Origin of the sequence: Streptomyces sp. NPDC002209, from assembly GCF_042890265.1 — a bacterium.
In the GTDB taxonomy this organism is placed as follows: domain Bacteria; phylum Actinomycetota; class Actinomycetes; order Streptomycetales; family Streptomycetaceae; genus Streptomyces.
Genome location: NZ_JBIARX010000001.1, coordinates 892,569 through 914,603 on the forward strand (window position 1 = coordinate 892,569; position 22,035 = coordinate 914,603).

Below are 22,035 nucleotides of genomic sequence, written 5' to 3' on the forward strand. Positions count from 1 at the left end.
CTAGGAGTCCAGCCGATGGCGAACTTCGCCAAGCCGAGCGCCCCGCGCTTCAGCGTGGAGGTGTACCAGAACGAGTTCCTCCCCGAGGGCGGGAGGGACGTCCACGCCATCGTCACGGTGACGTCCACCGGCGGAGCCACCGCAACCCGCGCGGCGGCCGCCCACGGCTCGGCCGCCGTCGTGATCATGGTGGACTGCTCGGGGTCCATGGAGTATCCGCCGGACAAGATGCGCGGCGCCCGGGAGGCCACCGCCGCCGCGATCGACACCCTGCGCGACGGCACCGCGTTCGCCGTCATCGCCGGGACGCACGTGGCCAAGGAGGTCTACCCCGGCCAGGGCCGCCTCGCCGTCGCCGACCCGGCCACCCGCGCCCAGGCCAAGGAGGCCCTGCGGTCGCTGAGTCCGGGCGGCGGCACCGCCATCGGCACCTGGCTGCGCCTGGCCGACGGCCTGCTGCGCCAGTCCCCGGCCGCCATACGGCACGGCATCCTGCTCACCGACGGCCGCAACGAGCACGAGGACCCGGCCGTGCTCCGCGCCACCCTCGAGGCCTGCGCGGGCCGCTTCACCTGCGACGCGCGCGGGGTGGGGACCGACTGGGAGGTCAAGGAGGTCACCGGCATCGCGAGCGCTCTGCTCGGCTCGGCCGACATCGTGGCCGATCCGGCGCACCTCGCCGAGGACTTCACGCGCATGATGGAGAACGCCATGGGCAAGGAGGTCGCGGACGTCGCGCTGCGCCTGTGGACCCCGGTCGGCGTGGAGATCCAGTACGTCAAGCAGGTCGCGCCCACCGTGCAGGACCTCAGCGACCGCCGCACCGGGGCGGGCCCGCGGGCCGGCGACTACCCGACCGGGTCGTGGGGCGACGAGTCCCGCGAATACCACGTGTGCGTCCGGGTCCCGGCCGCCTCCGTCGGCCAGGAGATGCTGGCCGCACGGGTCACGCTGCTCCTCCCCGGCGCGCCGGGCGAACCGCCGGCCACGCTCGCGCAGGGTCTGGTCCGTGCCGTGTGGACGGACGATCTGGCCGCCTCCACCGCCATCAACCCGCAGGTCGCCCACTACACGGGACAGGCGGAACTCGCGCAGGCTATCCAACAGGGCCTGGAAGCCCGCAAACTGGGCGATGTCGACGGCGCCACGGCCAAGCTCGGCCGTGCCGTGCAGCTGGCCAGTGCCTCCGGAAACGCAGACACGGCCAAGCTGCTCGCGAAGGTGGTGGATGTCGTCGATGCCGCGGCGGGTACTGTGCGGCTGAAGGCGAAGGTCGCGGATGCCGACGAGATGACCCTCGAAACGCGTTCGATCCAGACCGTCCGAGTGAAGAAGACCTGAGAGACCTGAGAAGACCTGACGCGATGACGCAGGCTGAAGGGGGAAGAGCCGCCATGCCGACCTGCCCGAACGGGCACCAGTCCGCCTCCGACGACTGGTGCGAGGTCTGCGGCCACCGCATGGCTGCCGCCACGGGTGCGCCCGCGGCGCCCTCCTACGGCTACGGCTACCCTCCCACCGCCGGTGAGCCGACCGCCCAGGCGGAGCTCTGCCCGCAGTGCCGGACCCCGCGCGAGGCCATGGCCCCGTTCTGCGAGGAGTGCCGGTACAACTTCCTGACGCGCTCGGCGACCTCGTACGCGCCGCTCGGCACGGATGCGGGAGCCGTCGGCGGGACCGGCGCCGGGGCGACCCCGCCGCCTCCGCCCCCGCCTCCCGCGCCGCCGGCTCCTGCCCCGGCGCCGTTCTCCCAGGACCACTTCGAGTACCAGGGCTCCCGGCCGTCCCGGGTCAACCGGCCGGCGGAGCCGCTGCAGCGCGAGGACGACTGGCTGCTGCCGCCCCCGGCGCACGAGCAGCACCAGGCGCAGCCGCAGCAGCAGTACCGGCAGCAGCCCGCGCCGCAGCAGGAGTACCGGCAGCCGGAGTACCCGCAGCAGCACGAGTACCAGCAGGCCCACCAGCCTCAGCAGCACCCTCAGCAGCACCAGGCCCAGCCGCAGCAGCCCCAGCCGCAGCAGCCGTTTCCGCCGCAGAGCACCGGCGCGTGGAGCGCGACGATCGGCCCCGACCGCTCGTACTTCATGGCGATGATGCAGCGCAGCGGCCCCGAGGCGGCCGGGCTCAACCTGCCCGCGTACTCCCCGGAGCAGCATCTCCCGCTCTCCGGCGGCCAGATCACCATCGGCCGCCGCCGCGCCTCGACGGGCGAGTCCCCGGACATCGACCTGTCGGTGCCCCCGGAGGACCCGGGCGTCTCCCACCAGCACGCGGTGCTCGTGCAGCAGCCCGACCTCAGCTGGGCGGTGGTGGACCAGAACTCCACCAACGGCACCACCATCAACGGCGGCGAGGAGCCGATCCAGCCCTACGTCCCGGTCCCCCTCACCGACGGCGACCAGGTCCACGTGGGCGCCTGGACCACCATCACCATCCGCCGGGGCTGATCCCGAGCTGCTGCCCTACTCCCCCAGGGGCCATACGTACGGGCCCTGGGGGTCGTCGAGCCAGGACCACTGGCCCTCCGTGCTGACCGTCACCCCGAACCGCTCGCGGCCGGGCCTGCCCTCGCCGCGCCACAGGTCCAGGGCCTCGCGCGGGTGCAGCGCGCCCGCCGTCAGCACGAGCATGAACTGGAAGCGCTCGTTCTCCACCAGCTCGTACGGGAGCCCGTACGGCAGCCCGGGCGCCGTCGGCGACGCCTTGGCCCCGCGCAGCGGGACGAAGTACGCCGGGGTGCGCAGGAAGCGGCCCTCCGCGAGGCCGGCGTCCCGGACCGTGAGCGCGATCAGCCCGGTCGACAGCGGGGCCAGGATGCGCGCCCCGGGCCGGCACTGGCCGAGCCAGGCGTGCGGGATCAGCGGCAGCGTGCAGGTCACCAGGATCCGGTCGAACGGGGCCCGGGAGGGGCAGCCGCGCGCCCCGTCCCCGGTGACCACGGTCGGCCGGTAGCCGAGCCGGGCCAGGTGCGCCCGCGCGGACTCGGTGATCTCCTCGTCCAGGTCCACCGTGGTGACGTGCTCGTCGCCGAGCCGGTGGCACAGCAGCGCGGCGTTGTAACCGGTGCCCGCCCCGATCTCCAGCACGTCGTCCCCGTCGCGGACGTCCAGCGCGTGCAGCATCTTCGCCATCAGGGACGGCTGGCTGCTGGAGGAGACCAGTTCGCCGTCGCGCAGCCGGGTGGCGAGCGGGCCGTCCGTGTAGACCCCGCGCAGCCAGCGGGCGCGGTGGGCCGGGTCCGGGTCCTCGCCCCACAGCCGCTCGTGGCCGGCGCCGCGGCCGGTGAAGAAGTACGGGACGAAGACGTGCCGGGGCACCGCCGCGAAGGCCGAGCGCCAGGCGGGATCCTGCAGCACTCCGGCAGCGGTCAGCTCCCGCACCTGCGCGGCGTGGGCAGCGTCCCTCAGGTCCCGCGTCTCGCCGTGGCCGGCGTCCGCGGCGTGTGCGGGGCGTGCGGAGCGTGCGGCGTGTGCACCCATGGCTCCACTGTCCTGCGGCCGGGCCCGGGAGGCGAGCGGTGGCCGTGGCGGCCCGGGCCGTCGCGGGAGGCGGTGGTCCTAAGTCCCCGGTCCTCCGTCCGGGCGTCTGAGACGATGGTCGGGTGAATGAGATTCCGCGGGGCACGCTTCAGGAGCAGACGTTTTACGAGCAGGTGGGCGGCGAGGAGACGTTCCGCCGCCTGGTGCGGCGCTTCTACCAGGGGGTTGCGGAGGACCCGCTGCTGCGCCCGATGTACCCGGAGGAGGACCTCGGCCCCGCCGAGGAGCGGTTCGCCCTTTTCCTGATGCAGTACTGGGGCGGCCCGAACACGTACAGCGAGAACCGCGGCCACCCGCGCCTGCGGATGCGGCACGCCCCGTTCCAGGTGGACGCGGCGGCGCACGACGCGTGGCTGGGGCACATGCGCGTGGCGGTGGACGAGCTGGGCCTGGCGCCGGAGCACGAGGCGCAGCTGTGGCGGTACCTGACGTACGCCGCCGCATCGATGATCAACACCGCGGGCTAGTCCGCAGGAGGCCGCGTACGGGCGCCCGCACGCGGAACCCCGAGCGGAAGCCTAGACCGGCCGGACCTGGAGGGCGCCCAGGCCGCCGTTGCCGCCGGGGCGGCGCATCGCGATCGAGCCGTACGGGGTACGCAGCCGGAGCCAGCCGCCCGAGGCGAGCAGGGCCACCGGCTCGGGGGCGCCGGGCGCGGGGGCGCCACCGCTCGGCACGGCCGACCGGATCGGCCGCAGGAAGCCCAGGGACTGCGCGGCATGCACGGCGCGCAGCGGGAGCTCGGTGTCGCCCAGCGTCCGGGACCAGATCTCACGGCCGATGCGGTCCCGCTCGGACCGGGTCCGGTGCTGCGGGGGCAGGGCCTCGTCACGGGCCCGGAACTCGGCGACGGAGGCCGCCACGGCGGCCCGGACCTCGTCGGGGCCGGGCAGCCCGGGCAGCTGCCGCCAGCCGCCCCGGGGCGGGAGCACCCCGGTCCAGGGCGGGCCGGTGACCGGCCCGGGCACGGCGGCGCCCGCGGTGGCCTCGTCGACGGATTCCAGCAGCTCGCCGGCGGACACGGTCACGTCCAGCGGCCGGGGAACGGGCACGGCGAGCCGTACCGTGCGGATGGCCAGCACCTCGAAGGACGCCGGCCGTCCGAAGACGGCGAGCGCGCCGCCGCCCGCCTGCGCCTGCAGGCGGACCGCGGCGGCGCGGTCGTAGTGCACCAGCCGGCCCAGGAAGGCGGCGAGGTCCGCCGCCTCCCCGGAATCGGCGAAGCGCAGCTGCTCGGTCATGCCGCCAGGCGCCTTTCGGCGGGCTTGGCCTTGCCGGCCTGCTTGGCCGGCTCGTCGAGGTACTTCTCGAGGAAGTGCCTCTCCTCGGCCGTGATGCGGCGGGGCCGCCCCTCGGCGAGGTTGTACGGCACGACCACCGTCTCGGCGCGCACGTACACCGTCTCGGGTGCGTCCTCGGTCGCCTCGTCCTTGACCTCGTAGCCGATGGTCAGGGACGCGGCGCCGATCCGGGTCACCCAGGACTCGATGAGGACCGGCTCGTGGCGGTGCACGAGGGGCAGCTTGTAGTCGATCTCGTGGCGGGCCACGACGGAGCCGCCCGTGAAGGAGTCACTGCCCTCCCCGGGCGCCAGCCGGAACATGAAGTCGATCCGTGCCTCCTCCAGATAGCGGATGAAGACGACGTTGTTGACGTGCCCGAAGGCATCCATGTCCGACCAGCGCAAGGGGCACCGGTAGAGGTGTCTGGCCATTGCTCGTCAGCCTCAGCCTCGAGTGAGCTTCTTGTAGGTGGCACGGTGCGGACGGGCCGCGTCCGGGCCGAGACGCTCGATCTTGTTCTTCTCGTACGACTCGAAGTTGCCCTCGAACCAGTACCACTTGGACTCGCCCTCGTACGCCAGGATGTGCGTGGCGACGCGGTCGAGGAACCAGCGGTCGTGGGAGATGACCACGGCCGCACCGGGGAACTCCAGCAGCGCGTTCTCGAGCGACGACAGGGTCTCGACGTCGAGGTCGTTGGTGGGCTCGTCGAGGAGCAGCAGGTTGCCGCCCTCCTTGAGCGTCAGCGCCAGGTTGAGGCGGTTGCGCTCACCACCGGACAGGACGCCGGCCGGCTTCTGCTGGTCCGGACCCTTGAAGCCGAAGGCGCTGACGTACGCGCGGGACGGCATCTCGACCTGGCCGACGTTGATGTAGTCCAGCTCGTCCGACACGACCGCCCAGAGGGTCTTCTTGGGGTCGATGTTGGCGCGGGACTGGTCGACGTAGCTGATCTTGACGGTCTCGCCGACCTTGACGGAGCCGGAGTCCGGCGCCTCCAGGCCCTGGATCATCTTGAAGAGCGTGGTCTTGCCGGCGCCGTTCGGGCCGATGATGCCGACGATGCCGTTGCGCGGCAGCGTGAACGACAGGTCGTCGATGAGGACCTTGTCGCCGAACGCCTTCGAGAGGTTGTTGACCTCGACCACGATCGAGCCCAGACGCGGGCCCGGCGGGATCTGGATCTCCTCGAAGTCCAGCTTCCGCATCTTGTCCGCCTCGGCCGCCATCTCCTCGTAGCGGGCGAGACGGGCCTTGGACTTGGTCTGGCGGCCCTTGGCGTTGGAGCGGACCCACTCCAGCTCTTCCTTGAGGCGCTTCTGGCGCTTCTCGTCCTTGCGGCCCTCGACCTTGAGGCGGGCGGCCTTCTTCTCCAGGTAGGTGGAGTAGTTGCCCTCGTAGGGGTGCGCGCGGCCGCGGTCGAGCTCGAGGATCCACTCGGCGACGTTGTTCAGGAAGTAGCGGTCGTGGGTGACGGCGACGACGGCACCCGAGTACTTCGAGAGGTGCTGCTCCAGCCAGTTCACCGACTCGGCGTCGAGGTGGTTGGTGGGCTCGTCGAGGAGGAGCAGGTCCGGGGCCTCGATCAGCAGCTTGCACAGTGCCACGCGGCGCTTCTCGCCACCGGAGAGGGTGGTGACGGCCCAGTCGCCGGGCGGGCAGCCCAGGGCGTCCATGGCCTGCTCCAGCTGGGCGTCCAGGTCCCACGCGTTGGCGTGGTCCAGGTCCTCCTGGAGCTTGCCCATCTCGTCCATGAGGGCGTCGGTGTAGTCGGTCGCCATGAGCTCGGCGACCTCGTTGAAGCGCTTGAGCTTCTTCATGATCTCGGCGGCGCCGTCCTGGACGTTCTCCAGGACCGTCTTCGACTCGTCGAGCTTGGGCTCCTGCATGAGGATGCCGACGCTGAAGCCGGGCGACAGGAACGCGTCACCGTTGGACGGCTGCTCCAGGCCAGCCATGATCTTCAGAACGGTGGACTTACCGGCACCGTTCGGGCCGACCACACCGATCTTCGCGCCGGGCAGGAAGTTCAAGGAGACGTCATCAAGAATCACCTTGTCGCCGTGCGCCTTGCGCGTCTTGCGCATGGTGTAGATGAACTCAGCCAAGAGAAACCGTCCGGCAGATCGATGGGTGGGCAGATACACCCCATCTTGCCGTACGTCCATCCCCCGGGGGAAACCCGTATGGTCCCCGGGACCCCGGCGCAGGCGGCCTCTCGGAGGGACTTCGGGCAGGTCAGCGGAGGCGGAGGGCGCCCGGGACCTGCCCCTCGAAGATCTCCGTCAGGAAGTCGAACAGGGTGGGGCCGCAGCCGGCGCGCGCCCGTGCCGGCTCGCCGGCGACGCGCTCGCGGTTCGTCGGGTGACAGCGCGTGAGCACTCCTTCGAGGTAGCGCGCGGTCTCGGGGTGGCCGAGGGCCCGCCGGGACACCTCGTGGTCGCGCCACTCGATCACGAAGTCGCCGTCGTCACGGGTTCCGAAGCCGCCGCGGAGGCAGTCGTCGAGGGCGGGGAGGCACGGGGGTGGCGGGCGGGGCGCGGGGGGGCGGGCAGTCACGGGGCGGGGCGCGGGGAGGCGGGGCCTTGGGGGCTCCCTCAGCGGGGGCGGTAGACGGTCAGGGCGTTCGGGAGGGTGTCGAGGACCAGCGCGGCGGGGGCGTGGGCGTACTCCCCGTCGTACGCCAGCGGGGTGCCGGCGGGGATCTCCGCAACGCGCAGGCTGCGCAGGCGGGTGGCCGTGTGAACGGGGGAACGGCTCAGCGGGCCCGTGAGCGCGGCGGCGAGCAGGCGGGGGCCGGGGCGGCCGCCGCCGTGCACGAGGCGGACGTCGAGCAGGCCCTCGCCGAGGCCGTCGCGGCGACGGGGGGTCGGGCCGGTGCCGTGGTAGGTGCCGTTGCCCGCGAAGAGCAGCCAGACGCTCCGGGGGCGCCCGGCCAGCCGGAGCCGTACGGGGCGCTCCGCACGCAGCACCTTCCACGCGGCCAGGAGCGCGGCGGGCCCGCCGCCGATCCGCGGCGCCCAGTGCAGGCGGTGCCGCAGCAGCTCCGGGTACGCACCGATGCTGAAGGTGTTCAGGAAGTGGCCGCTGCGCCCGTCCTCGGGGTCGGGGCCCGGGGTGAAGCGGCCCACCGCGGCGTGGACCGCCTGGCCGGCGGCGACGGCGCGGCAGGTGTCCTCGGCTCCGGCGAGGCCGAGGTCGAGGGCGAAGTGGTTGAGCGTGCCGCCGGGGAACACCGCGAGCGGCACCCCGGCCCGCAGCGCGGCGGTGGCAGCCGCGTTGACCGTGCCGTCGCCGCCGCACACCCCGAGCACGGTGGCCCGGGTGGCCGCCGCCGCCAGTTCCGCGGCGAGCTCCGGGCCCTCGCACTCGACCACCTCGGCCTTGGGCAGCCGGCTGCGCAGAACGTCGAGCCCCGCGTCGGCGGCCGTGCCCGACCCGGCGTTGACCACCACCGTGAGCCCGGCCCCGTCCGGCAGCGCGGGCGCCTCGGCGGCCGTCGGCTCGTCGCCCGGCACGACGCGCGCCTCCTCGACGCCGCGCGCGAGACGGCGTACGGCCAGGCCCGCGGCCACGCCCAGCGCCGCCCCCGCGACCACGTCGGACGGGTAGTGGACCCCCGTGTACACGCGGGAGAACGCCACCGACACGGCCACCGGGGCCAGCACGGCGCCCCAGCCGGGCGCCTCGAGCGCGAGCCCGGTGGTGAACGCGAACGCGGACGCCGAGTGCCCGGACGGGAACGAGGTGGTCGTCGGCTGCGTGATCAGCCGCCGCGCCTCGGGCACGCCCTCCAGCAGCGGCCGGGGCCGGCGTACGGACCATTTGCCGACGGTGTTGACGGTCGCCGAGGCCAGCGCCAGCGAGGCGGCTCCGCGCAACGCCGCCTTGCGGGCCCCCGCCGAGCCGAGGACCGCGATCGCCGCGGCGGCGACGCCCCACAGCACCCCGTGGTTCGCGGCCCGCCCGAGTCGGGGCAGCACCCGGTCGGCCGCGGGCCAGTGCCGGCGGGCCACCCCGTCGAACAGCATCCGGTCCCACCGCGCGGCGGCGCCCTGCCAGGTCAGCTCCTGATCGGCCATTGCCAGCGCCTACCCGCAACCGGCGCCCCGGAACCAACACCTCCGCCAACCGGCCCTCCCCTCCGCAGGCGCACCACGCCGCAGGGCACCGGAGCCGCTGCCCGGGCGTCCGGTCGCCTGTCACCCGGGGGAGGTCATCGGCAAGGCGCGCGCCCCTGGGACCCCGCGCCCCGTGCAGCGCGGATTCCCTCCTACGCCTGGTCGTCCTCGTCCAGGGGGCGCTTGCGCAGCAGGAGGACCACCAGGCCGCCCAATACCACCAGGCCCACCGCCAGCGAGGCGATGACCGGCGTGGCGGCGGAGCTGCCGCTGGTGGCGAGCCGCTCCTCGTCCGTGGTGGACTCCGACGAGACCGCGGCCGCCGCCGCGGCCGCGGCCGAGGCCTGCGCCACGGCGGGCCCGTCGCCGGTCGTACCGGCCTCGGCCACCACGGGCTGCGGCCAGACCGCGTTCGCCGAGGCCGCCGCCGCGGACTCGCTGGAGCCCGCCACGACCTGCGCCTGGGCCGGCACCCCGCTGCTGAAGACCCGCCCGACCGGCACCTTCGTGGAGCCCTGGACGGTGACCGAGGCCGCGCCGTCCGGGGTGCCCGCCGGCACCTCGAAGTACAGCCTGCTCCCGTTGGACGCGGTGGTGAGCGGTCGCCCCTCGGCGTCCACCACCCGCACCCCCATGGCCACGGCCGCCGCGTCCGGGGTGACCGTCACGCTCTGCGCCCCGGTCCGCACGGTGACCGGCCCGAGGCGGGTGCCCACGGGACCCGACACGTTCTCCGGGTCCAGCCCCAGCGAGGCCGGCGGCTCCGGGAGCTTGCCCGCCGACCGCTGGAGGTAGTCGGCCAGCTTCTCCGCCGCCGGGTCGGCTGCCTCCACCTGCGCCCCGTCCGCGAGCCGCCAGATCGCGACCTGGGTCCCGGCGGCCGCGCTCTCCGCGGTCAGAGCCCCGGCCCCGGCCGCCTTGGCCAGTCCGGCGAGATCGTTCAGCTGCGGATAGGAGTGCTCGAGGACCCAGCGGATCCGGCCCGCCTCCCCGTTCCCCGCGAGCAGGGTGCCGCTCCAGCCGCTCTCCGTGTACCGGGCCTGCGGCTGGGCGTTGCCCGCCACGCCGACCCCGTAGCTCTGGAGCATCCCGCCGCCGTCGACCCGCATCTCGTACAGCCCCGCCGGAATCTGCCGGACCGACCCGTCCTTCGCGTGCAGGACCGCCTGCCCGTACGTCTTCAGCCCGTCCAGCACGGCGCTCGCGCCCTCCGCCGTCCGGGGCGCAGGTGTCCCGGAGTCGGCGGCCGCCGGCGCGGCCGGGGCGGCGGCCAGGGCCGCGGCCAGCAGCGCCGCCGCCAACGGCCGCCGCGCGCAGGCCCGTACAGCCGCCACCGCCGCAACCGAAGCGGCAGGTCTCGCGGAAGCGACAGCAGCAGACGGCGAAGAAGCAGCGGAATCAGGAGCGCAGGATGCGGGAACGGCAATCGACACAGTCTTCCCCTTCGGGCCAATGACCCAGGTGCCCGTGAGTACCGGGGAATCCTAACCGCCTCGAACACTCAGACCACCGCCGCCTTCTGAGTGACCATCAGTGGCGGGTCCGCCTTGACGACCCGCCGGAATGCCGCCGTCCCCCGGTTCAGGTCGTGGCCGACGGCGGTCGCGTCGATCTCCGCCGAGAACCACCGGTTGCCCTCCCCGTCGGGCGGATCCTCCCTCACGCGCAGCCGCCCGTGCACCACCAGCGGCTCGCCCACCGCGACGGAACCGGCCAGGTTCACCGCGAGCGTGCGCCGCGCCCACACGGTGTAGAAGCTGGTGGTCCCGTCCGTCCAGGCGTCCTTGCGCCGGTCGAAGTACCGCGGCGTCACGGCGAACCGGAACCGCGCCGACGGCCCGTTCACCGTCTCCTTGTAGTCGATCTGCGTGGCCACATGACCGATCAGCGTCACCGTGGTGTCGTTCATCCCGGCAGCCCTCCCCCGCATCCGTACCCGCGCGGACCATCCGCACGACCCGCGCGGACCTCCGCACGACCTGCACGGACCATCCGCACGACGTGCACAGACCATCCGCAGGACCCGCACGGACCATCCGCACGAGGTACGACCCATGCTGGCGCGGCCCCCCGATTCCCGCTCCGGCCTGTGGACTACTGGCGGGTTGTGGACAACTTCGTCCCCCCTGCGGCCACCGTCGCGTACTGCTCGCGCACCTCCCGGTAGCGCAGCAGCTCCGCCGCCACCGGCTCCAGCACCCGGGCCCGCCCGCAGCCGGCCGCCGCCTGCCGCAGCCGCCGCTCCGCGTCCTGCCCGTACCGCCGCGCCGGGCCCCGGGCCGCGATCGAGCAGGTCCACTCCACCAGCGGCCCGCCGATGATGCCCGCCACCATCAGCAGCACCGGCGGCATCAGCCGCGGCTCCAGGACCCCGACGATCTGCCCCACCAGCCACAGCCCGCCGTAGATCTGCAGCAGCGTCATCGCCGCCTGCGTCAGCACCGCCGCGGGCCACCACGCCGGCCGCGGCGGCCTGGCGCTCGGCACCGTGACCGCCGACCCCAGCGTCACCGCGATCTCGTCCAGCGACTCCGGGAGCTGTTCGGCGCCTCGCACCGCGGTCTCCCGGACTGCCTGCGCCCAGGCATCGGGCAGCCCGTCGGCCGCCGCGTCGGCGACCGCCCGCACGGCCTGTTCCACCCGCTGGCGCGCGGTGACCTCCTCCTCGACCGGCGTCTGCGCGGTCGCGGGCCCCCGGCCGCCGATCGCCGCCAGCGCGGCCAGCCCGGCCAGCGTGCGCGGGGCGCGCCGGCCCTCGTACCACCGCCACAGCCGCAGCCACGGGGTGCCGCACGCCTTGCCAGCATTGCGCCGCCAGGCCCGCTCGGCGGCCAGCCCGGCCGCGTACGCCCCGACCGCCTCCGCGAGCCGGTCCTCGAACTCGGCGCGCGCCGCCTCCCCGATCTCCGGCCCCGGATGGCCGTCGGCCACGTACAGCGGGCGCAGGCGCACGGCGGCCCGGTCGACATCGGCGGAGATCCGCCGGGTCGCGGCGCCCTTCTCCTGGGTGAACTGTGCGAGGAGGTCGCGGAGTTCCCCGACGCCCTCGCCGGTCAGCGCCGACAGCCCGAGGACGGTGGCGCCGGGCTCGTCGTGCTCGCCGAGGGCGATGCCGTCGTCGTCCAGCAGCCGCCGCAGGTCGTCCAGTACGAGGTCCGCCGACTCGCCGGGCAGCCGGTCCACCTGGTTCAGCACGACGAACGTCACCTCGGCGTGCCCGGCCAGCGGCCGCAGGTACCGCTCGTGCAGCACCGCGTCGGCGTACTTCTCCGGGTCGACCACCCACACCACCGCGTCGACCAGGGCGAGCACCCGGTCCACGTGGTCGCGGTGGGCGCCGACCGCCGAGTCCAGGTCCGGCAGGTCCACGAGGACCATCCCGCGCAGCGCGCCGGTCTCCGAGGTCTCGCGCGGCCGGCGGCGCAGCCTGCCCGGGATCTCGAGGCGGTCGAGCAGCCCGGCCGCGCCGTCCGACCAGCTGCACGCGATGGGCGCGGCGGTCGTCGGCCTGCGCAGCCCCGTCTCGGAAATCTGTACTCCGGCGAGTGAATTGAAGAGCGTGGACTTGCCGCTTCCGGTGGCTCCGGCGATCGCGACGACCGTGTGCTGCGGCGACAGCCCGCGCCGCGCGGCCGCCTCGTCGAGCACCCGGCCTGCCTCGGCGAGGGTCTTTCCGTCGAGCCGGGTCCGGGAGAGCCCGACCAGCTGGCGCAGCGCCTCGAGGCGCGTGCGCAGCGCCTGTCCTTCGGGACTGGGCGGCGGCGAGGGGGCCTTGCCCCCGTCGCTGCCGGCGCCGGAGACGGCACGGACGAGCGCCTCGTCACCCTCGTGGCCCTCGTCCCCGTCGCCATCGAGGGCGCGGTCGAGGTCGAAGTCGACGTCGACCCCGCCGACGCGGCGCGAGCGTGCGATGAATCCGTCGTCCCAGCGGTCGTCGGTGCGGTCGGTCAAAGCGGTCACCGCGTCACCTCTCCTTCTGCAGTAGGGACAGCGCGGCGATCAGTTCGGCCTGCGGTTCCGGCGTCACTTCGAGCGCCTCCAGCGGGGCCAGGCGCCGGTCGCGTTCGGCGCGCAGCACCTGCTCCAGGTGCTGCGTGACCAGTTCGCCGCCCCGGTCGCGCAGCCGCACCGCCGCCTGTACGCCGATCCGCTCGGCGAGCTTCTCCCCGGCGGGCCGGGCCCGTTTGCCGCCGAGGAGGGCCGCGACCAGCAGGGCGGCGACCCCGTCGGGGTCGGGCGCGGGCTGCTTGTCGAGCCGCGCGACCTCGTCCTCGGCGAGTTCCTCCAGCACGCGCCGCCAGCGCCGTACGGCCATGCCGATACGTTCGGCCGCCTCCCGGTCGGGCCCGGGCAGCTGCACCGCCCCGGCGGCCGGCTCGCGCCGCCAGGCCTGGGCGATCCGCTCGTCGGCGGCGGCCACCGCGCACTGGAGCAGCGCGGCGAGCGACTCGGCGAGCGAGTCGAGCAGTTCGTCGGCGCTGGTGTCGAGGGGGTAGCCGCGCCACCGGGTCAGCGCGTCCCCGGCCAGTACGGCGCCCTGGTCGAGCCGGTTGCGCACCCGCTTGCCCTCCCTGCGGTACGCGTCCTCCACGGCCGAGGTCAGCCGTACGGAGGCGGCGTACTGGGCGGCGACGGCCGATGCCAGCTCCGGCATCCGGCGCCCGAGGGAGTCCAGCGCGCCGAGCGCGGTGCGCCCGACGGCGTACTGCCGGGCGGCCGGGTCCTGCGCGTGGTGGGCGAGCCACGCGAACAGCGGTGCGACGGCGCTGGCGGGCAGCAGCCCGCCCCCGCCGGCCGATTCGGGCAGCTCGGGCACCGTGAACCGGGGTACGTCGCCCAGCCCGGCCCGGGTGAGCAGGGCCCCGTACTGCCGCGAGACCTCGGCGAGCACCTGGTGCGGGACCCGGTCGAGGACGGTGATCAGGGTGGCCTTGTACTGCTTGGCGGTGCGCAGCAGGTGCCAGGGCACGGCGTCGGCGTACCGCGAGGCGGTGGTGACCATGACCCAGACGTCGGCGGCGCAGATGAGTTCGGCGGCGAGTGTCCGGTTCTCGACGACGAGGGAGTCGATGTCGGGGGCGTCGAGGATGGCGAGCCCGCGCGGGAGGCCGGCCACGGTCTCGATCCGTAGCTCGCGGGTGGCGGCGGTGTTCCCGAAGGTGCGGGGGGAGCCGCGGTGGGGGGCGGGGAGCGGGTCGTCCTCGCCGGGTGGGGCCCAGACCCGCATCAGATCGGGGAGAACCCGCATTCCGGCGAACCAGTGATGGTCATCCGGATGGCAGACGAGCACTGGGGTCCGTGTCGTGGGCCGGAGCACGCCGGCTTCACTCACTTGGCGCCCCACGAGGGAGTTGACGAGAGTGGACTTACCGGCCCCGGTGGACCCGCCGACGACGGCGAGCAGCGGCGCCTCGGGCGCCTTCAGCCGGGGTACGAGGTAGTCGTCGAGCTGCGCGAGCAGCTCGGCTCTGGTCTGGCGGGCGCGCGGGGCGCCGGGCAGGGGCAGCGGCAGACGCACGGACGCGACCCGGTCGCGCAGGGCGGACAGGGCATCGAGCAGCTGAGGCCGAACATCCAAGGTCACCACATGCGAAGAATGCCCAATTTGGGACCATTTTTGAAGCTTATACGCCCTCTGCGCGCCGACCGCGACTCCAGTGGGACCTTTTGGACACAGCGGACGAGTGGGGCGCAGGCATAACGAGTGCACAACACCAGAGGCGCCGCGGCGCAAAAGCGGTGCGAGAATCGCACCTGCCTGCGATTATCGGGACCGCTTCACCGAACCTCCACATCGTGGCACGCGGGTGAAGCAACCGGGACAAGGCGGCCGGAGCCCTATCCTTGACCCGGTCCGGACGACAGTCCCACCCCCACCCCGGGGCTCCAGGCCACCACGGCCACCTTCCGGCCCCCGTAGCTCAGTGGATAGAGCAGGTGCCTTCTAAGCACTTGGCCGCAGGTTCGAGTCCTGCCGGGGGCACTCTTCACGTCCCACCCGAGCCCTCCCCACCGGGGAGGGCTTTCGTGCAGGTCAGGGCCGCTTTCCCAGGTCCGCTGCATCAGCCAATCAGCCCCCGGTCCGGCGTCGGCGTGGGCTGGGGACGGTCCGGGCGTGTCCGGCTGTCACCGGGTTTCTACGGGTGGCTGCGGAGAATACGCGGTGAAGTTTTCTGGGCCCCTCTCAGGTCTGGGCGCCCACATCCGGCAGATCTCCGGCCTCCTCGATCCGTCGCTTCATATCGGCGAGCTGCCCGTCGATGCACCGTGCGTAGGTCGCCAGGAGGACCGGAACGCTGTTGCCGGCCCAGTCGGCTACTTGGGCCGGCGGGATGCCCCCGTTGAGCCAGTTCGTCAAGCAGGTGTTCCGCAGGTCGTACACCCTTCTCCCGAGCGGCGACTCGAACTCGTGCGGAGTAAGAACCTTCTCGCGGGCCGTACGCCAGGCCCGGCGGATGACAGAGCCCGCGAGCATGTTCCCCTTCTCCCTTGGAACAGCAGGTCACCCGGCTTGAGGCCCTCGCGCTCAACGTGCTCGCGCAGGATCCGTCTACGTCCCCCTCCACCGGCAGGCGTGCAACGGCGACGGCCAGTGCCACCGCCTCCTCAGGGCGAAGGCCCACGTAGTACAACGTGGCGAAAACGGCGTGAAGTCGCTCTCCCCCGCGGGGACGCCGACGGATCGCGTCTAACAGGAGGGCGGCCTGTTGCGGGTTCACGAGGGACCGCTTGTCCACAGCCGAGGAGGTCTTGGGGGAGGTACCTCTCCCCTTGGGCAGCGGGTTCTCGCGAAGAATCCGCTGCTTGACCGCACACTCCATCGCAACGTTGAGAACCCGTGTGGTGCGCTTGACAGAGCTCAGTGCGACCGGCTTCCCGTCCAGCTTGGCCGAAAGGGCACTCAATACGGCTTCCACCTTGGCCGGATCTTCCCAAGCGGCCATCGACGGCGTGTTCCGCTCGACCCATCTGAGAATCGCGATCGTCTCCGGCGCGGCCTGGTCGCGACGCTTCATGTTGAAGGCGAACTCGCGCAGCGCCGTACGCAGATCAACCACGGCAATGTGACTCGGCACCGGAGCGCGCAGCAAGGCGATGATCGACAATGCGCGCTACGCATCGAGGACGCGATGGACACGTCTCGGCGGGCGCCTTACATCGGCTGACGCTTGGCGGCGGCCAGCCGCTCGTGCACGCGCGCACAGCTCAACAGGATCTCGGGCTCCCCCGGCGATCTCGTCCACCCGGTCCACGGGGTTGGTGGGGCGCCGACCGGGGCGGTGTTCATGTCGGAAAAGCAGAGCGCGTCGGCCAGTTCAGGGGCCTCGCACGGGAACTCGTCCTTGAGCTTCTCGCGGAGCCCGCAGGCCTCCGCCTCCATCCACGCACAGGAGTGGTGAGCGACAAGTCGCACCACCCGCTCGTCCACGCCGGCATTGCCCCGGAGATGCCGCGCAACGTCGAGCGGGTGGAACCCCGTCTTGGCGAGCGTCGAGGCGTAACCATGTGGACCCCAAGGCTCGTACGGGCATCCTACGAGGCCGAGCGGCTACTCCTCTGCCGTGACGGTGGTTGGCAAACCACATCAATACGTGGGCTGACACAGGTGCTACTCACGGCGGCAATCAGTCGACAGCGCGTGTCAGGATCGCGGTTCCACGGCACCACTTCCCGAACCATGTCGGAAGCTGAAGTTCCTCGACGGTCTTGCTCAACTCTGTCCGGCTGAAGGGGCGGCTTCGGCTACGCAGATCCACACCGGCCATCCGAGCTTCATCGCGGGTAGCGGCAGCGCGAGCGAACCACTCAAGCCCGTGAACTCCCTGAACTACTTCATGGAAGGCGTGCAGGCTCGGCGAGCTGGACTCGTACAGAGCGCATGCCAACCAGAGCAGCAACCTGCGGAGCGCTCCGTCCGAGTCGATTTCCCTCAGTTGATCAGGGGACATTTCCTTCAAAAACTTCGAAACATCCTCGAACGACTCCGCGAGGCCGTAAGGATTGTCAATACGCCACTTACTCAAGTCTTGACGCATCGCCCAATCGAGAACGCTAAGGTCTACATTTTCACGCAACCATACCTTTTGCAGCAGCTCGACGGAAAGCGGCCCAAGTCGGCATTGCCCGAACACAACCAGGTGAGTAAGCCAACCAGGAAGGTGCCGCAGGTTCAATGTTTCCACATCGGCGATGCCGATTAGGAGAAGGAAAGCCTGGACCGCGGTATCCCTTGGCGGCTCTTCCGCGTAGAGACGGGAAGCCAAATCGCCCATCTGGAGGGCCCAGCCTTCGTCGAAATATCCGCTCTCTGACGAAACGGCAAAACGAGCCCATCGCGCAACGACCGCACGGGCCGGCTCCGAGGAACCCACCTCAATCCCATCCACAAGCAGTGCGTAGAGACGGTTTCGTGGATCCCGATAGAGGTCGAACAGTTCGGCAGAGGAAGCTACCGTATCGTCGATTGGCGTCCGCTCCCAGAAGTCAAACAGGGCGCCAAAAATCGCATCCGTCGTACGCTTAGGAAGAGGTGCCGCATTGAGAATCCTCAGGCTCAGCGAGACATACTTGCTGGCCGTAGCCTTTCCGAGAGAGCGGGTCTTTTCCAAAAGACCCGCGACGATGGCTTCAGCGCCCCTGTCATGCTTTTCGTCCGCGCACTGAATGATCACGTCAGCCAGCACCGAGCTCGAATCCCGCTCGTATGCCTTCACTACCTCTTCGACCAGGAGATCCATCGAAGCAGCCCTACGTACGATTTCCTCTGCGGAGAAGTACTCCATAAACGTGCGGTGCGTGAAACCGAACAGCCGCTCCCCACGATCCGTCGTTCCTTGCGAAGTCAGCAGCCAAGCCCTGTCCGCACAGAAATCGAGAAACGCTTGAGCCCGGCGAGAACCTTCTTCCTGCTCCACAGATCCGGTGTCCGTGAAGAAATTGGTGATCACCTTCCGCAGCTGCCCCTCCTCGACTCCACCTTGAGCCGACTGGCTTCGGTAAAAGAAGTAGGCAAGGTCCTGCATGAGGCGAGTTCCGTACTGCCGGTGGTCCATGGGCTGCTCGATCTGCCTCATGGAGTCCCATCGCTGAAATAGCAGATCGGCGCAGGACTTGTAAACTTCTCGCCTATTTCGAGGAATATAGCCCCGGGCACGGTATAGCGCACACAGCAGCGAAAGCATGAGCGGATTAGCGCACACGTCGTGAATATTCTGCGATTCACGCAGAAATGAATCCCGCTCCGCGTCGCTTCTCTCAGTCGCGGCGAACCATTTCTGCACATACTCAGTAACTTGCTCGTCGTTGAAGTCATCGAGTTCATACAGAGTGAACTCACTCGCCCGCAGGGGAGCCTTTTGATAGCCCACACGGCGAGCCGTGACCAGAATAGGCGCCAGCGGGTACCGGATCGCGAATTGCTCGATGGCTTTAACGAAAGCCGTCCGCCTGCCGATATCGATAATCTCATCGATGCCGTCGAAAACCACCAAAGCTCGCCCCAGAGTCAGGACGTCGCCGAGGGTTGAATTCTCAATCTCAAGCTGCAGGTTTTCACGCAGCGATCGAGTAATCGCGTCGAGGATATACTTACTTGAATCCGCAGCCGCAAATTCTCTGCATTGAACCAGAAGAGGGGCGAAGTCGCTCCCGTCTGTCGAGGTCGACGAGCTCACCTTGTGAATCAAGTGCTGGATCATGGTGCTCTTGCCAACGCCCGGGTTACCGATTACGACGCAGCGAGGTCGGTTGAGCGGCCTCGCCAAGAACTCATCCGTGCGCAGTTCACTGGAGTTATGCCTACGCAGGCTTCGCGTAACATAGAGAACCCCGCTATCAAAGCGGAAGGATTCCTGGGTGTGGCCGAGCGTATGAGCTAGATTAACCTCTGAGTAGTAGCCGGCAGAGGCTGTGCGGATGTCATAGAGACTGTGTCGCGCAGCCTCAAACCGCCGCCGATCGCCTGCAATATCCGCCAGTTCCCTAAAGGCTACGTTTGCCGGCTGCATCCGACCCTCGATTAGCGAGGTAGTGCCCACGTACGACGACAGACGTTTTTGCTCGTCTGCCGTCACGAACGAAGACAGCTGATCGAGCGGAAAGACTTGCTCAAGAGATTCCGTCAGTAGCACCCACAGCACACCGGCAAGATCTGACCAGTTGTAGTTTCGTTCACTGCAATGAATTCCGACCAGCGAACAGAAGGCGTCTTCGAACCCCTCAGTGACTGCCGAAAATGCCCCCTCTACCCTGCTGCCAAACTTTCCGATCAGGAGAAATTGGGTCAGGGCTACGCATTCAGGCGACTCCATGAACTCAACGATCTGAGCTACCTGATCCTGCGTGAGAATCGTTGCCGTCTCACCGCTGGCGGGGTCCTTGAGGATGAGGCCGCCTCTATGGTCCACCTCCTCATCCCATTCCGGGAAAGTTGAGGGAACTTTAGAGGGCTCGTTGGTCGCTGCACCTCCCGTGAGCGACTTGAACGATTTCTGCACCACACCGCCGGCAAGTCGCCCGGCGAGCCCGGCCAGCATCGGTTCCATGACTTCTCCTGTGCGCAGCACCGAAAAGTCTGACACTAGCTCCCCCGGCCTGGACACCAGCGAGGAATCAATAAATACACCTTTTGCGAAATCTGTCTTGTCTGTTGCGTTTTACGCTCAAGGTGGAGTTAGCTGCAGGTTCGAGTGCTGCCGGGCACTCTCCACGTCCCACCCCGAGCCCTCCCCCGCGGAGGGCTTTCGTGCAGGTCAGGGGCACTTGAGTGGTGGAGGTGGGCGGGGTGGGGGGCTGGACTGAGCTGCGGTCGGCTGGCGCTCATGGCGCGGGCCGTTTCCGCGTTCTCGGAGGGCTTCGGAAGCAGACGAGACCGGCCATGGCTCCGGTGTGCCCTGGCGTGGGAGCGGGGTGGTGCGGGAGGGTGGGTGGGTGACGGGCGGAGACGGGGAGCGGGCGCGGTCGTTCGGGTCGGCTGCCGGGCGGTACGGGGAGTACCGGCCGTCGTATCCCGAGGCGCTGGTGGATGTCCTGGAGGAGACCTCCGGGGTGACGGTCAGCGGGGCGCGGGTGGCCGATGTGGGGGCCGGGACCGGGATTGCCACCGGCCTGTTGTACGAGCGCGGGGCGCGGGTGGTCGGGGTCGAGCCGGGGGCGGGGATGGCCGCGGAGTTCCGGCGGCGTCACCCTCACGTTCCGCTCGTACGGGGGGACGGGAACCGGCTGCCGTTCGCGTCCGGGTCCCTTGACCTCCTTACGTACGCGCAGTCCTGGCACTGGACCGATCCGGCCAGGTCCGGGCCCGAAGCCCTGCGCGTGCTGCGGCCCGGCGGGGCGCTGGCCGTCTGGTCGAACGACCCGGACGTCGCCGTCGAGTGGATCGCCGGCCAGCAGGCGCGGATCGAGGAGAGGTTCGGCCCCGGCTGGTACGTCAACGAACACCCCGGGTCGCAGGACGGCTTGGAGTTCACCACCCGGCTGTTGCACTGGTCCCGCCGGATCCCCGTCGACGTCCACCTCGCCAAGCTGGGGACGCATTCGCTCTTCCTGATCGGACGGCCCGGGACCGATGCGTTCCTGGCCGAGGAGAGGGAGCACCTGCTCCGGCTGTTCCCCGAGGGGTCGGTTCCCGAGCATTACGTCGTCGACCTGCGGGTTGCGCGCGTGGGTCAGCCGAAGCGGCCCTGGACGTAGTCCGACGTGCGGGGGTCCGCCGGGGTGGAGAACATCGCGTCGGTGGCGCCGTGTTCGACGATGTGGCCCGGGGTGCCCTGTTCCGCGAGGAAGAAGGCGCACTGGTCGGAGACGCGGGCCGCCTGCTGCATGTTGTGCGTGACGATCACGATGGTGACCTCCTCGGCCGGCTCCCGGATGGGCGCGCCGCCCGGCTGGCGGAGGCGGTCCCGGACTTCCGCCACAGGCCCGCCGTCACGTTGTCGTACACCGACACCGCCGGGAACGGGTTCGGCTTCTGGAAGGTCATGCCGATCCGACGGCAGGCGTCGGTCAGGCGGCGGCCGCGGGCGTGATGTCCTCGCCGTCCAGGAGGACTTCCCCGGCCAGTTCGGCGCCCGGGATCAGCTCGTGCATGCGGTTCAGGATGTGCAGGAACGTGGACTTGCCGCAGCCCGAGGGGCCGATCAGCGCCGCACCCGGCCGCCGAGCCGGGCCGAGATGCCCCGGGCGTCCGGGAAGGAACATCCCGCGGACGCGGACACGGCGGGGAGTTCGATGGTCTGGGACATCAGGGCCTCGCAGAAACGGAGAATGTGTGAACGCGAGAAGGGGGCGCACGAGGGAGCGCAGAACGCGGCCGGTCCCGCCCGACGGGGGTGCGGGCGGGACCGGGGATCAAGGGGGGACTGGGTTGATCACGGGACGGCTCAGGCGGCGGGCGCGTCCTGCGGCGCGTCCTGCGGGGAGACGCCGAAGGCCTTGACGGCCTGGTAGTAGGTCCACGCGGTGCTGTCGCAGGAGCCCTTCTTCACACCCGAGTACGCCGAGCAGACCCGCTTCAGGTCCGCGTAGAGGGCGTCGTCCAACCGGGACTTGTTGGCTGAAAATGCACCTGCGGCCTTGTAGTTGCGGTAGCCGAAGTCGTGGCGGGCGCAGGACGTCTGGAACGGGAACCCGAACGGGTTGTCGGGCGAGGTCGAGCAGTAGTCCGTCGACCAGTCGAAGCCGTACGCCGCCCACTTGCCCTGGTCGCCGCGTGCTGCGACCCAGGCGTTGTAGCTGGCGGCGCTGGTCTGCGTCCAGGTGCCGAGGACCTGCGGTTTGTCGGCCGGGGCCGCAGACGCGGGGGTCGCGACGACGAGTACGGCGGCGGCGGCCACCGAAGCGAGGAGCGGAGCGGAACGACGGCGCATGGCATTCCTCCGGGACGGGGGTGGGGGGCCGCCCGGGGTAACCCCCGGTACGGCGTCGGGTTCCACCCTCGGGGCACGTCCTATCGCCGCCCCTCAACGCCGCTATAACGCCGCTCGCCCGGCCGGGGTATCGGGATGACGAAGGGTCAGGGGCGGGTCCCGGCTCGGTCCTGGCCCTGTCCCGCAGGAGGCGCCGCTGACCGGGGCAACTCTCAGGTAGGACGCG

Annotated in this window: 19 protein-coding genes, 1 tRNA gene and 1 pseudogene; 6 read left to right on the forward strand and 15 right to left on the reverse strand. The window is 70.9% G+C overall.

Annotated elements, in window-relative coordinates; translation table 11 throughout:
* Positions 1–15 precede the first annotated feature (15 nt).
* Positions 16–1,341, forward strand: coding sequence for a VWA domain-containing protein (locus ACFYXK_RS04120; protein WP_389409706.1), 1,326 nt, complete (start codon positions 16–18; stop codon positions 1,339–1,341).
* A 53-nt stretch (positions 1,342–1,394) separates the two neighbouring features.
* A complete protein-coding gene (locus tag ACFYXK_RS04125) occupies positions 1,395–2,447 on the forward strand; it encodes an FHA domain-containing protein (RefSeq protein WP_389409707.1) in 1,053 nt (350 codons plus the stop codon).
* Positions 2,448–2,462: 15 nt separating this feature from the next.
* Here ACFYXK_RS04125 and ACFYXK_RS04130 read toward each other — a convergent pair whose 3' ends face one another.
* A complete protein-coding gene (locus ACFYXK_RS04130) occupies positions 2,463–3,479 on the reverse strand; it encodes a methyltransferase domain-containing protein (RefSeq protein WP_389409708.1) in 1,017 nt (338 codons plus the stop codon).
* Between the two features lie 122 nt (positions 3,480–3,601).
* Here ACFYXK_RS04130 and ACFYXK_RS04135 point away from each other — a divergent pair, with 122 nt between their 5' ends.
* Positions 3,602–4,006 carry a globin gene (locus ACFYXK_RS04135; RefSeq protein WP_266629170.1) on the forward strand — a complete coding sequence of 135 codons (405 nt, stop codon included), beginning with the start codon at positions 3,602–3,604 and terminating at the stop codon, positions 4,004–4,006.
* A gap of 51 nt (positions 4,007–4,057) precedes the next feature.
* Here ACFYXK_RS04135 and ACFYXK_RS04140 read toward each other — a convergent pair whose 3' ends face one another.
* The 9 genes from ACFYXK_RS04140 to ACFYXK_RS04180 all read right to left on the reverse strand — a co-directional run bounded on the left by ACFYXK_RS04140 (position 4,058) and on the right by ACFYXK_RS04180 (position 14,521).
* Entirely contained in the window at positions 4,058–4,780 is a 723-nt protein-coding gene (locus ACFYXK_RS04140) for a hypothetical protein (protein WP_389409709.1), read from the reverse strand.
* Positions 4,777–5,253, reverse strand: coding sequence for an acyl-CoA thioesterase (locus ACFYXK_RS04145; protein ID WP_389409710.1), 477 nt, complete (start codon positions 5,251–5,253; stop codon positions 4,777–4,779). The genes ACFYXK_RS04140 and ACFYXK_RS04145 overlap by 4 nt, the downstream gene beginning before the upstream one ends.
* A gap of 12 nt (positions 5,254–5,265) precedes the next feature.
* A complete protein-coding gene (gene ettA / locus ACFYXK_RS04150) occupies positions 5,266–6,930 on the reverse strand; it encodes an energy-dependent translational throttle protein EttA (RefSeq protein ID WP_383513224.1) in 1,665 nt (554 codons plus the stop codon).
* A gap of 130 nt (positions 6,931–7,060) precedes the next feature.
* Positions 7,061–7,381 carry a barnase inhibitor gene (locus ACFYXK_RS04155; protein WP_389409711.1) on the reverse strand — a complete coding sequence of 107 codons (321 nt, stop codon included), beginning with the start codon at positions 7,379–7,381 and terminating at the stop codon, positions 7,061–7,063.
* A gap of 38 nt (positions 7,382–7,419) precedes the next feature.
* Positions 7,420–8,904 carry a bifunctional phosphatase PAP2/diacylglycerol kinase family protein gene (locus tag ACFYXK_RS04160; protein WP_389409712.1) on the reverse strand — a complete coding sequence of 495 codons (1,485 nt, stop codon included), beginning with the start codon at positions 8,902–8,904 and terminating at the stop codon, positions 7,420–7,422.
* Positions 8,905–9,095: 191 nt separating this feature from the next.
* Positions 9,096–10,277 carry a thioester domain-containing protein gene (locus ACFYXK_RS04165; RefSeq protein WP_389409713.1) on the reverse strand — a complete coding sequence of 394 codons (1,182 nt, stop codon included), beginning with the start codon at positions 10,275–10,277 and terminating at the stop codon, positions 9,096–9,098.
* 167 nt (positions 10,278–10,444) lie between these two features.
* The gene (locus ACFYXK_RS04170; RefSeq protein ID WP_389409714.1) at positions 10,445–10,852 is read right to left on the reverse strand and encodes a single-stranded DNA-binding protein; all 408 of its coding nucleotides are present in this window, start codon (positions 10,850–10,852) and stop codon (positions 10,445–10,447) included.
* 185 nt (positions 10,853–11,037) lie between these two features.
* Positions 11,038–12,903 (reverse strand): GTPase, encoded by a 1,866-nt coding sequence (locus ACFYXK_RS04175; RefSeq protein WP_389409715.1) that lies wholly within the window; start codon positions 12,901–12,903, stop codon positions 11,038–11,040.
* A 4-nt stretch (positions 12,904–12,907) separates the two neighbouring features.
* Positions 12,908–14,521, reverse strand: coding sequence for an ATP-binding protein (locus ACFYXK_RS04180; protein WP_389409847.1), 1,614 nt, complete (start codon positions 14,519–14,521; stop codon positions 12,908–12,910).
* A 332-nt stretch (positions 14,522–14,853) separates the two neighbouring features.
* On the opposite strand from ACFYXK_RS04180, the gene ACFYXK_RS04185 reads away from it, so the two are divergent.
* Positions 14,854–14,926: transfer RNA gene (locus ACFYXK_RS04185), tRNA-Arg, on the forward strand.
* Positions 14,927–15,127: 201 nt separating this feature from the next.
* On the opposite strand, the gene ACFYXK_RS04190 is transcribed toward ACFYXK_RS04185, so the two are convergent.
* Positions 15,128–15,418, reverse strand: coding sequence for a hypothetical protein (locus ACFYXK_RS04190; RefSeq protein ID WP_389409716.1), 291 nt, complete (start codon positions 15,416–15,418; stop codon positions 15,128–15,130).
* A gap of 329 nt (positions 15,419–15,747) precedes the next feature.
* On the opposite strand from ACFYXK_RS04190, the gene ACFYXK_RS04195 reads away from it, so the two are divergent.
* The gene (locus tag ACFYXK_RS04195; protein WP_389409717.1) at positions 15,748–16,011 is read left to right on the forward strand and encodes a hypothetical protein; all 264 of its coding nucleotides are present in this window, start codon (positions 15,748–15,750) and stop codon (positions 16,009–16,011) included.
* A gap of 85 nt (positions 16,012–16,096) precedes the next feature.
* On the opposite strand, the gene ACFYXK_RS04200 is transcribed toward ACFYXK_RS04195, so the two are convergent.
* Together ACFYXK_RS04200 and ACFYXK_RS04205 are read right to left on the reverse strand one after the other, a co-directional pair.
* Positions 16,097–16,357, reverse strand: a complete 261-nt coding sequence (locus ACFYXK_RS04200) for a hypothetical protein (RefSeq protein ID WP_389409718.1) — start codon at positions 16,355–16,357, stop codon at positions 16,097–16,099.
* Positions 16,358–16,568: 211 nt separating this feature from the next.
* A complete protein-coding gene (locus ACFYXK_RS04205; RefSeq protein WP_389409719.1) occupies positions 16,569–19,487 on the reverse strand; it encodes an NACHT domain-containing protein in 2,919 nt (972 codons plus the stop codon).
* A gap of 385 nt (positions 19,488–19,872) precedes the next feature.
* On the opposite strand from ACFYXK_RS04205, the gene ACFYXK_RS04210 reads away from it, so the two are divergent.
* A complete protein-coding gene (locus tag ACFYXK_RS04210) occupies positions 19,873–20,634 on the forward strand; it encodes a class I SAM-dependent methyltransferase (protein WP_389409720.1) in 762 nt (253 codons plus the stop codon).
* On the opposite strand, the pseudogene ACFYXK_RS04215 reads toward ACFYXK_RS04210, so the two are convergent.
* Positions 20,610–21,141, reverse strand: a pseudogene (locus ACFYXK_RS04215) (phosphate ABC transporter ATP-binding protein). The gene ACFYXK_RS04210 and the pseudogene ACFYXK_RS04215 sit on opposite strands and share 25 nt — an antisense overlap.
* Before the next feature lie 182 nt (positions 21,142–21,323).
* Positions 21,324–21,809: a phospholipase gene (locus ACFYXK_RS04220; RefSeq protein WP_389409721.1), complete on the reverse strand. Its 486-nt coding sequence runs from the start codon at positions 21,807–21,809 to the stop codon at positions 21,324–21,326.
* Positions 21,810–22,035: the final 226 nt, after the last annotated feature.

Excerpts from the sequence above, each read along its gene's own strand:
- ACFYXK_RS04120 (WP_389409706.1), top strand. The coding sequence starts at position 16 with ATGGCGAACTTCGCCAAGCCGAGCGCCCCGCGCTTCAGCGTGGAGGTG.
- ACFYXK_RS04125 (WP_389409707.1), top strand. The coding sequence starts at position 1,395 with ATGCCGACCTGCCCGAACGGGCACCAGTCCGCCTCCGACGACTGGTGC.
- ACFYXK_RS04130 (WP_389409708.1), bottom strand. The coding sequence starts at position 3,479 with ATGGGTGCACACGCCGCACGCTCCGCACGCCCCGCACACGCCGCGGAC.
- ACFYXK_RS04140 (WP_389409709.1), bottom strand. The coding sequence starts at position 4,780 with ATGACCGAGCAGCTGCGCTTCGCCGATTCCGGGGAGGCGGCGGACCTC.
- ACFYXK_RS04145 (WP_389409710.1), bottom strand. The coding sequence starts at position 5,253 with ATGGCCAGACACCTCTACCGGTGCCCCTTGCGCTGGTCGGACATGGAT.
- ACFYXK_RS04160 (WP_389409712.1), bottom strand. The coding sequence starts at position 8,904 with ATGGCCGATCAGGAGCTGACCTGGCAGGGCGCCGCCGCGCGGTGGGAC.
- ACFYXK_RS04170 (WP_389409714.1), bottom strand. The coding sequence starts at position 10,852 with ATGAACGACACCACGGTGACGCTGATCGGTCATGTGGCCACGCAGATC.
- ACFYXK_RS04190 (WP_389409716.1), bottom strand. The coding sequence starts at position 15,418 with ATGCTCGCGGGCTCTGTCATCCGCCGGGCCTGGCGTACGGCCCGCGAG.
- ACFYXK_RS04205 (WP_389409719.1), bottom strand. The coding sequence starts at position 19,487 with ATGGAACCGATGCTGGCCGGGCTCGCCGGGCGACTTGCCGGCGGTGTG.
- ACFYXK_RS04220 (WP_389409721.1), bottom strand. The coding sequence starts at position 21,809 with ATGCGCCGTCGTTCCGCTCCGCTCCTCGCTTCGGTGGCCGCCGCCGCC.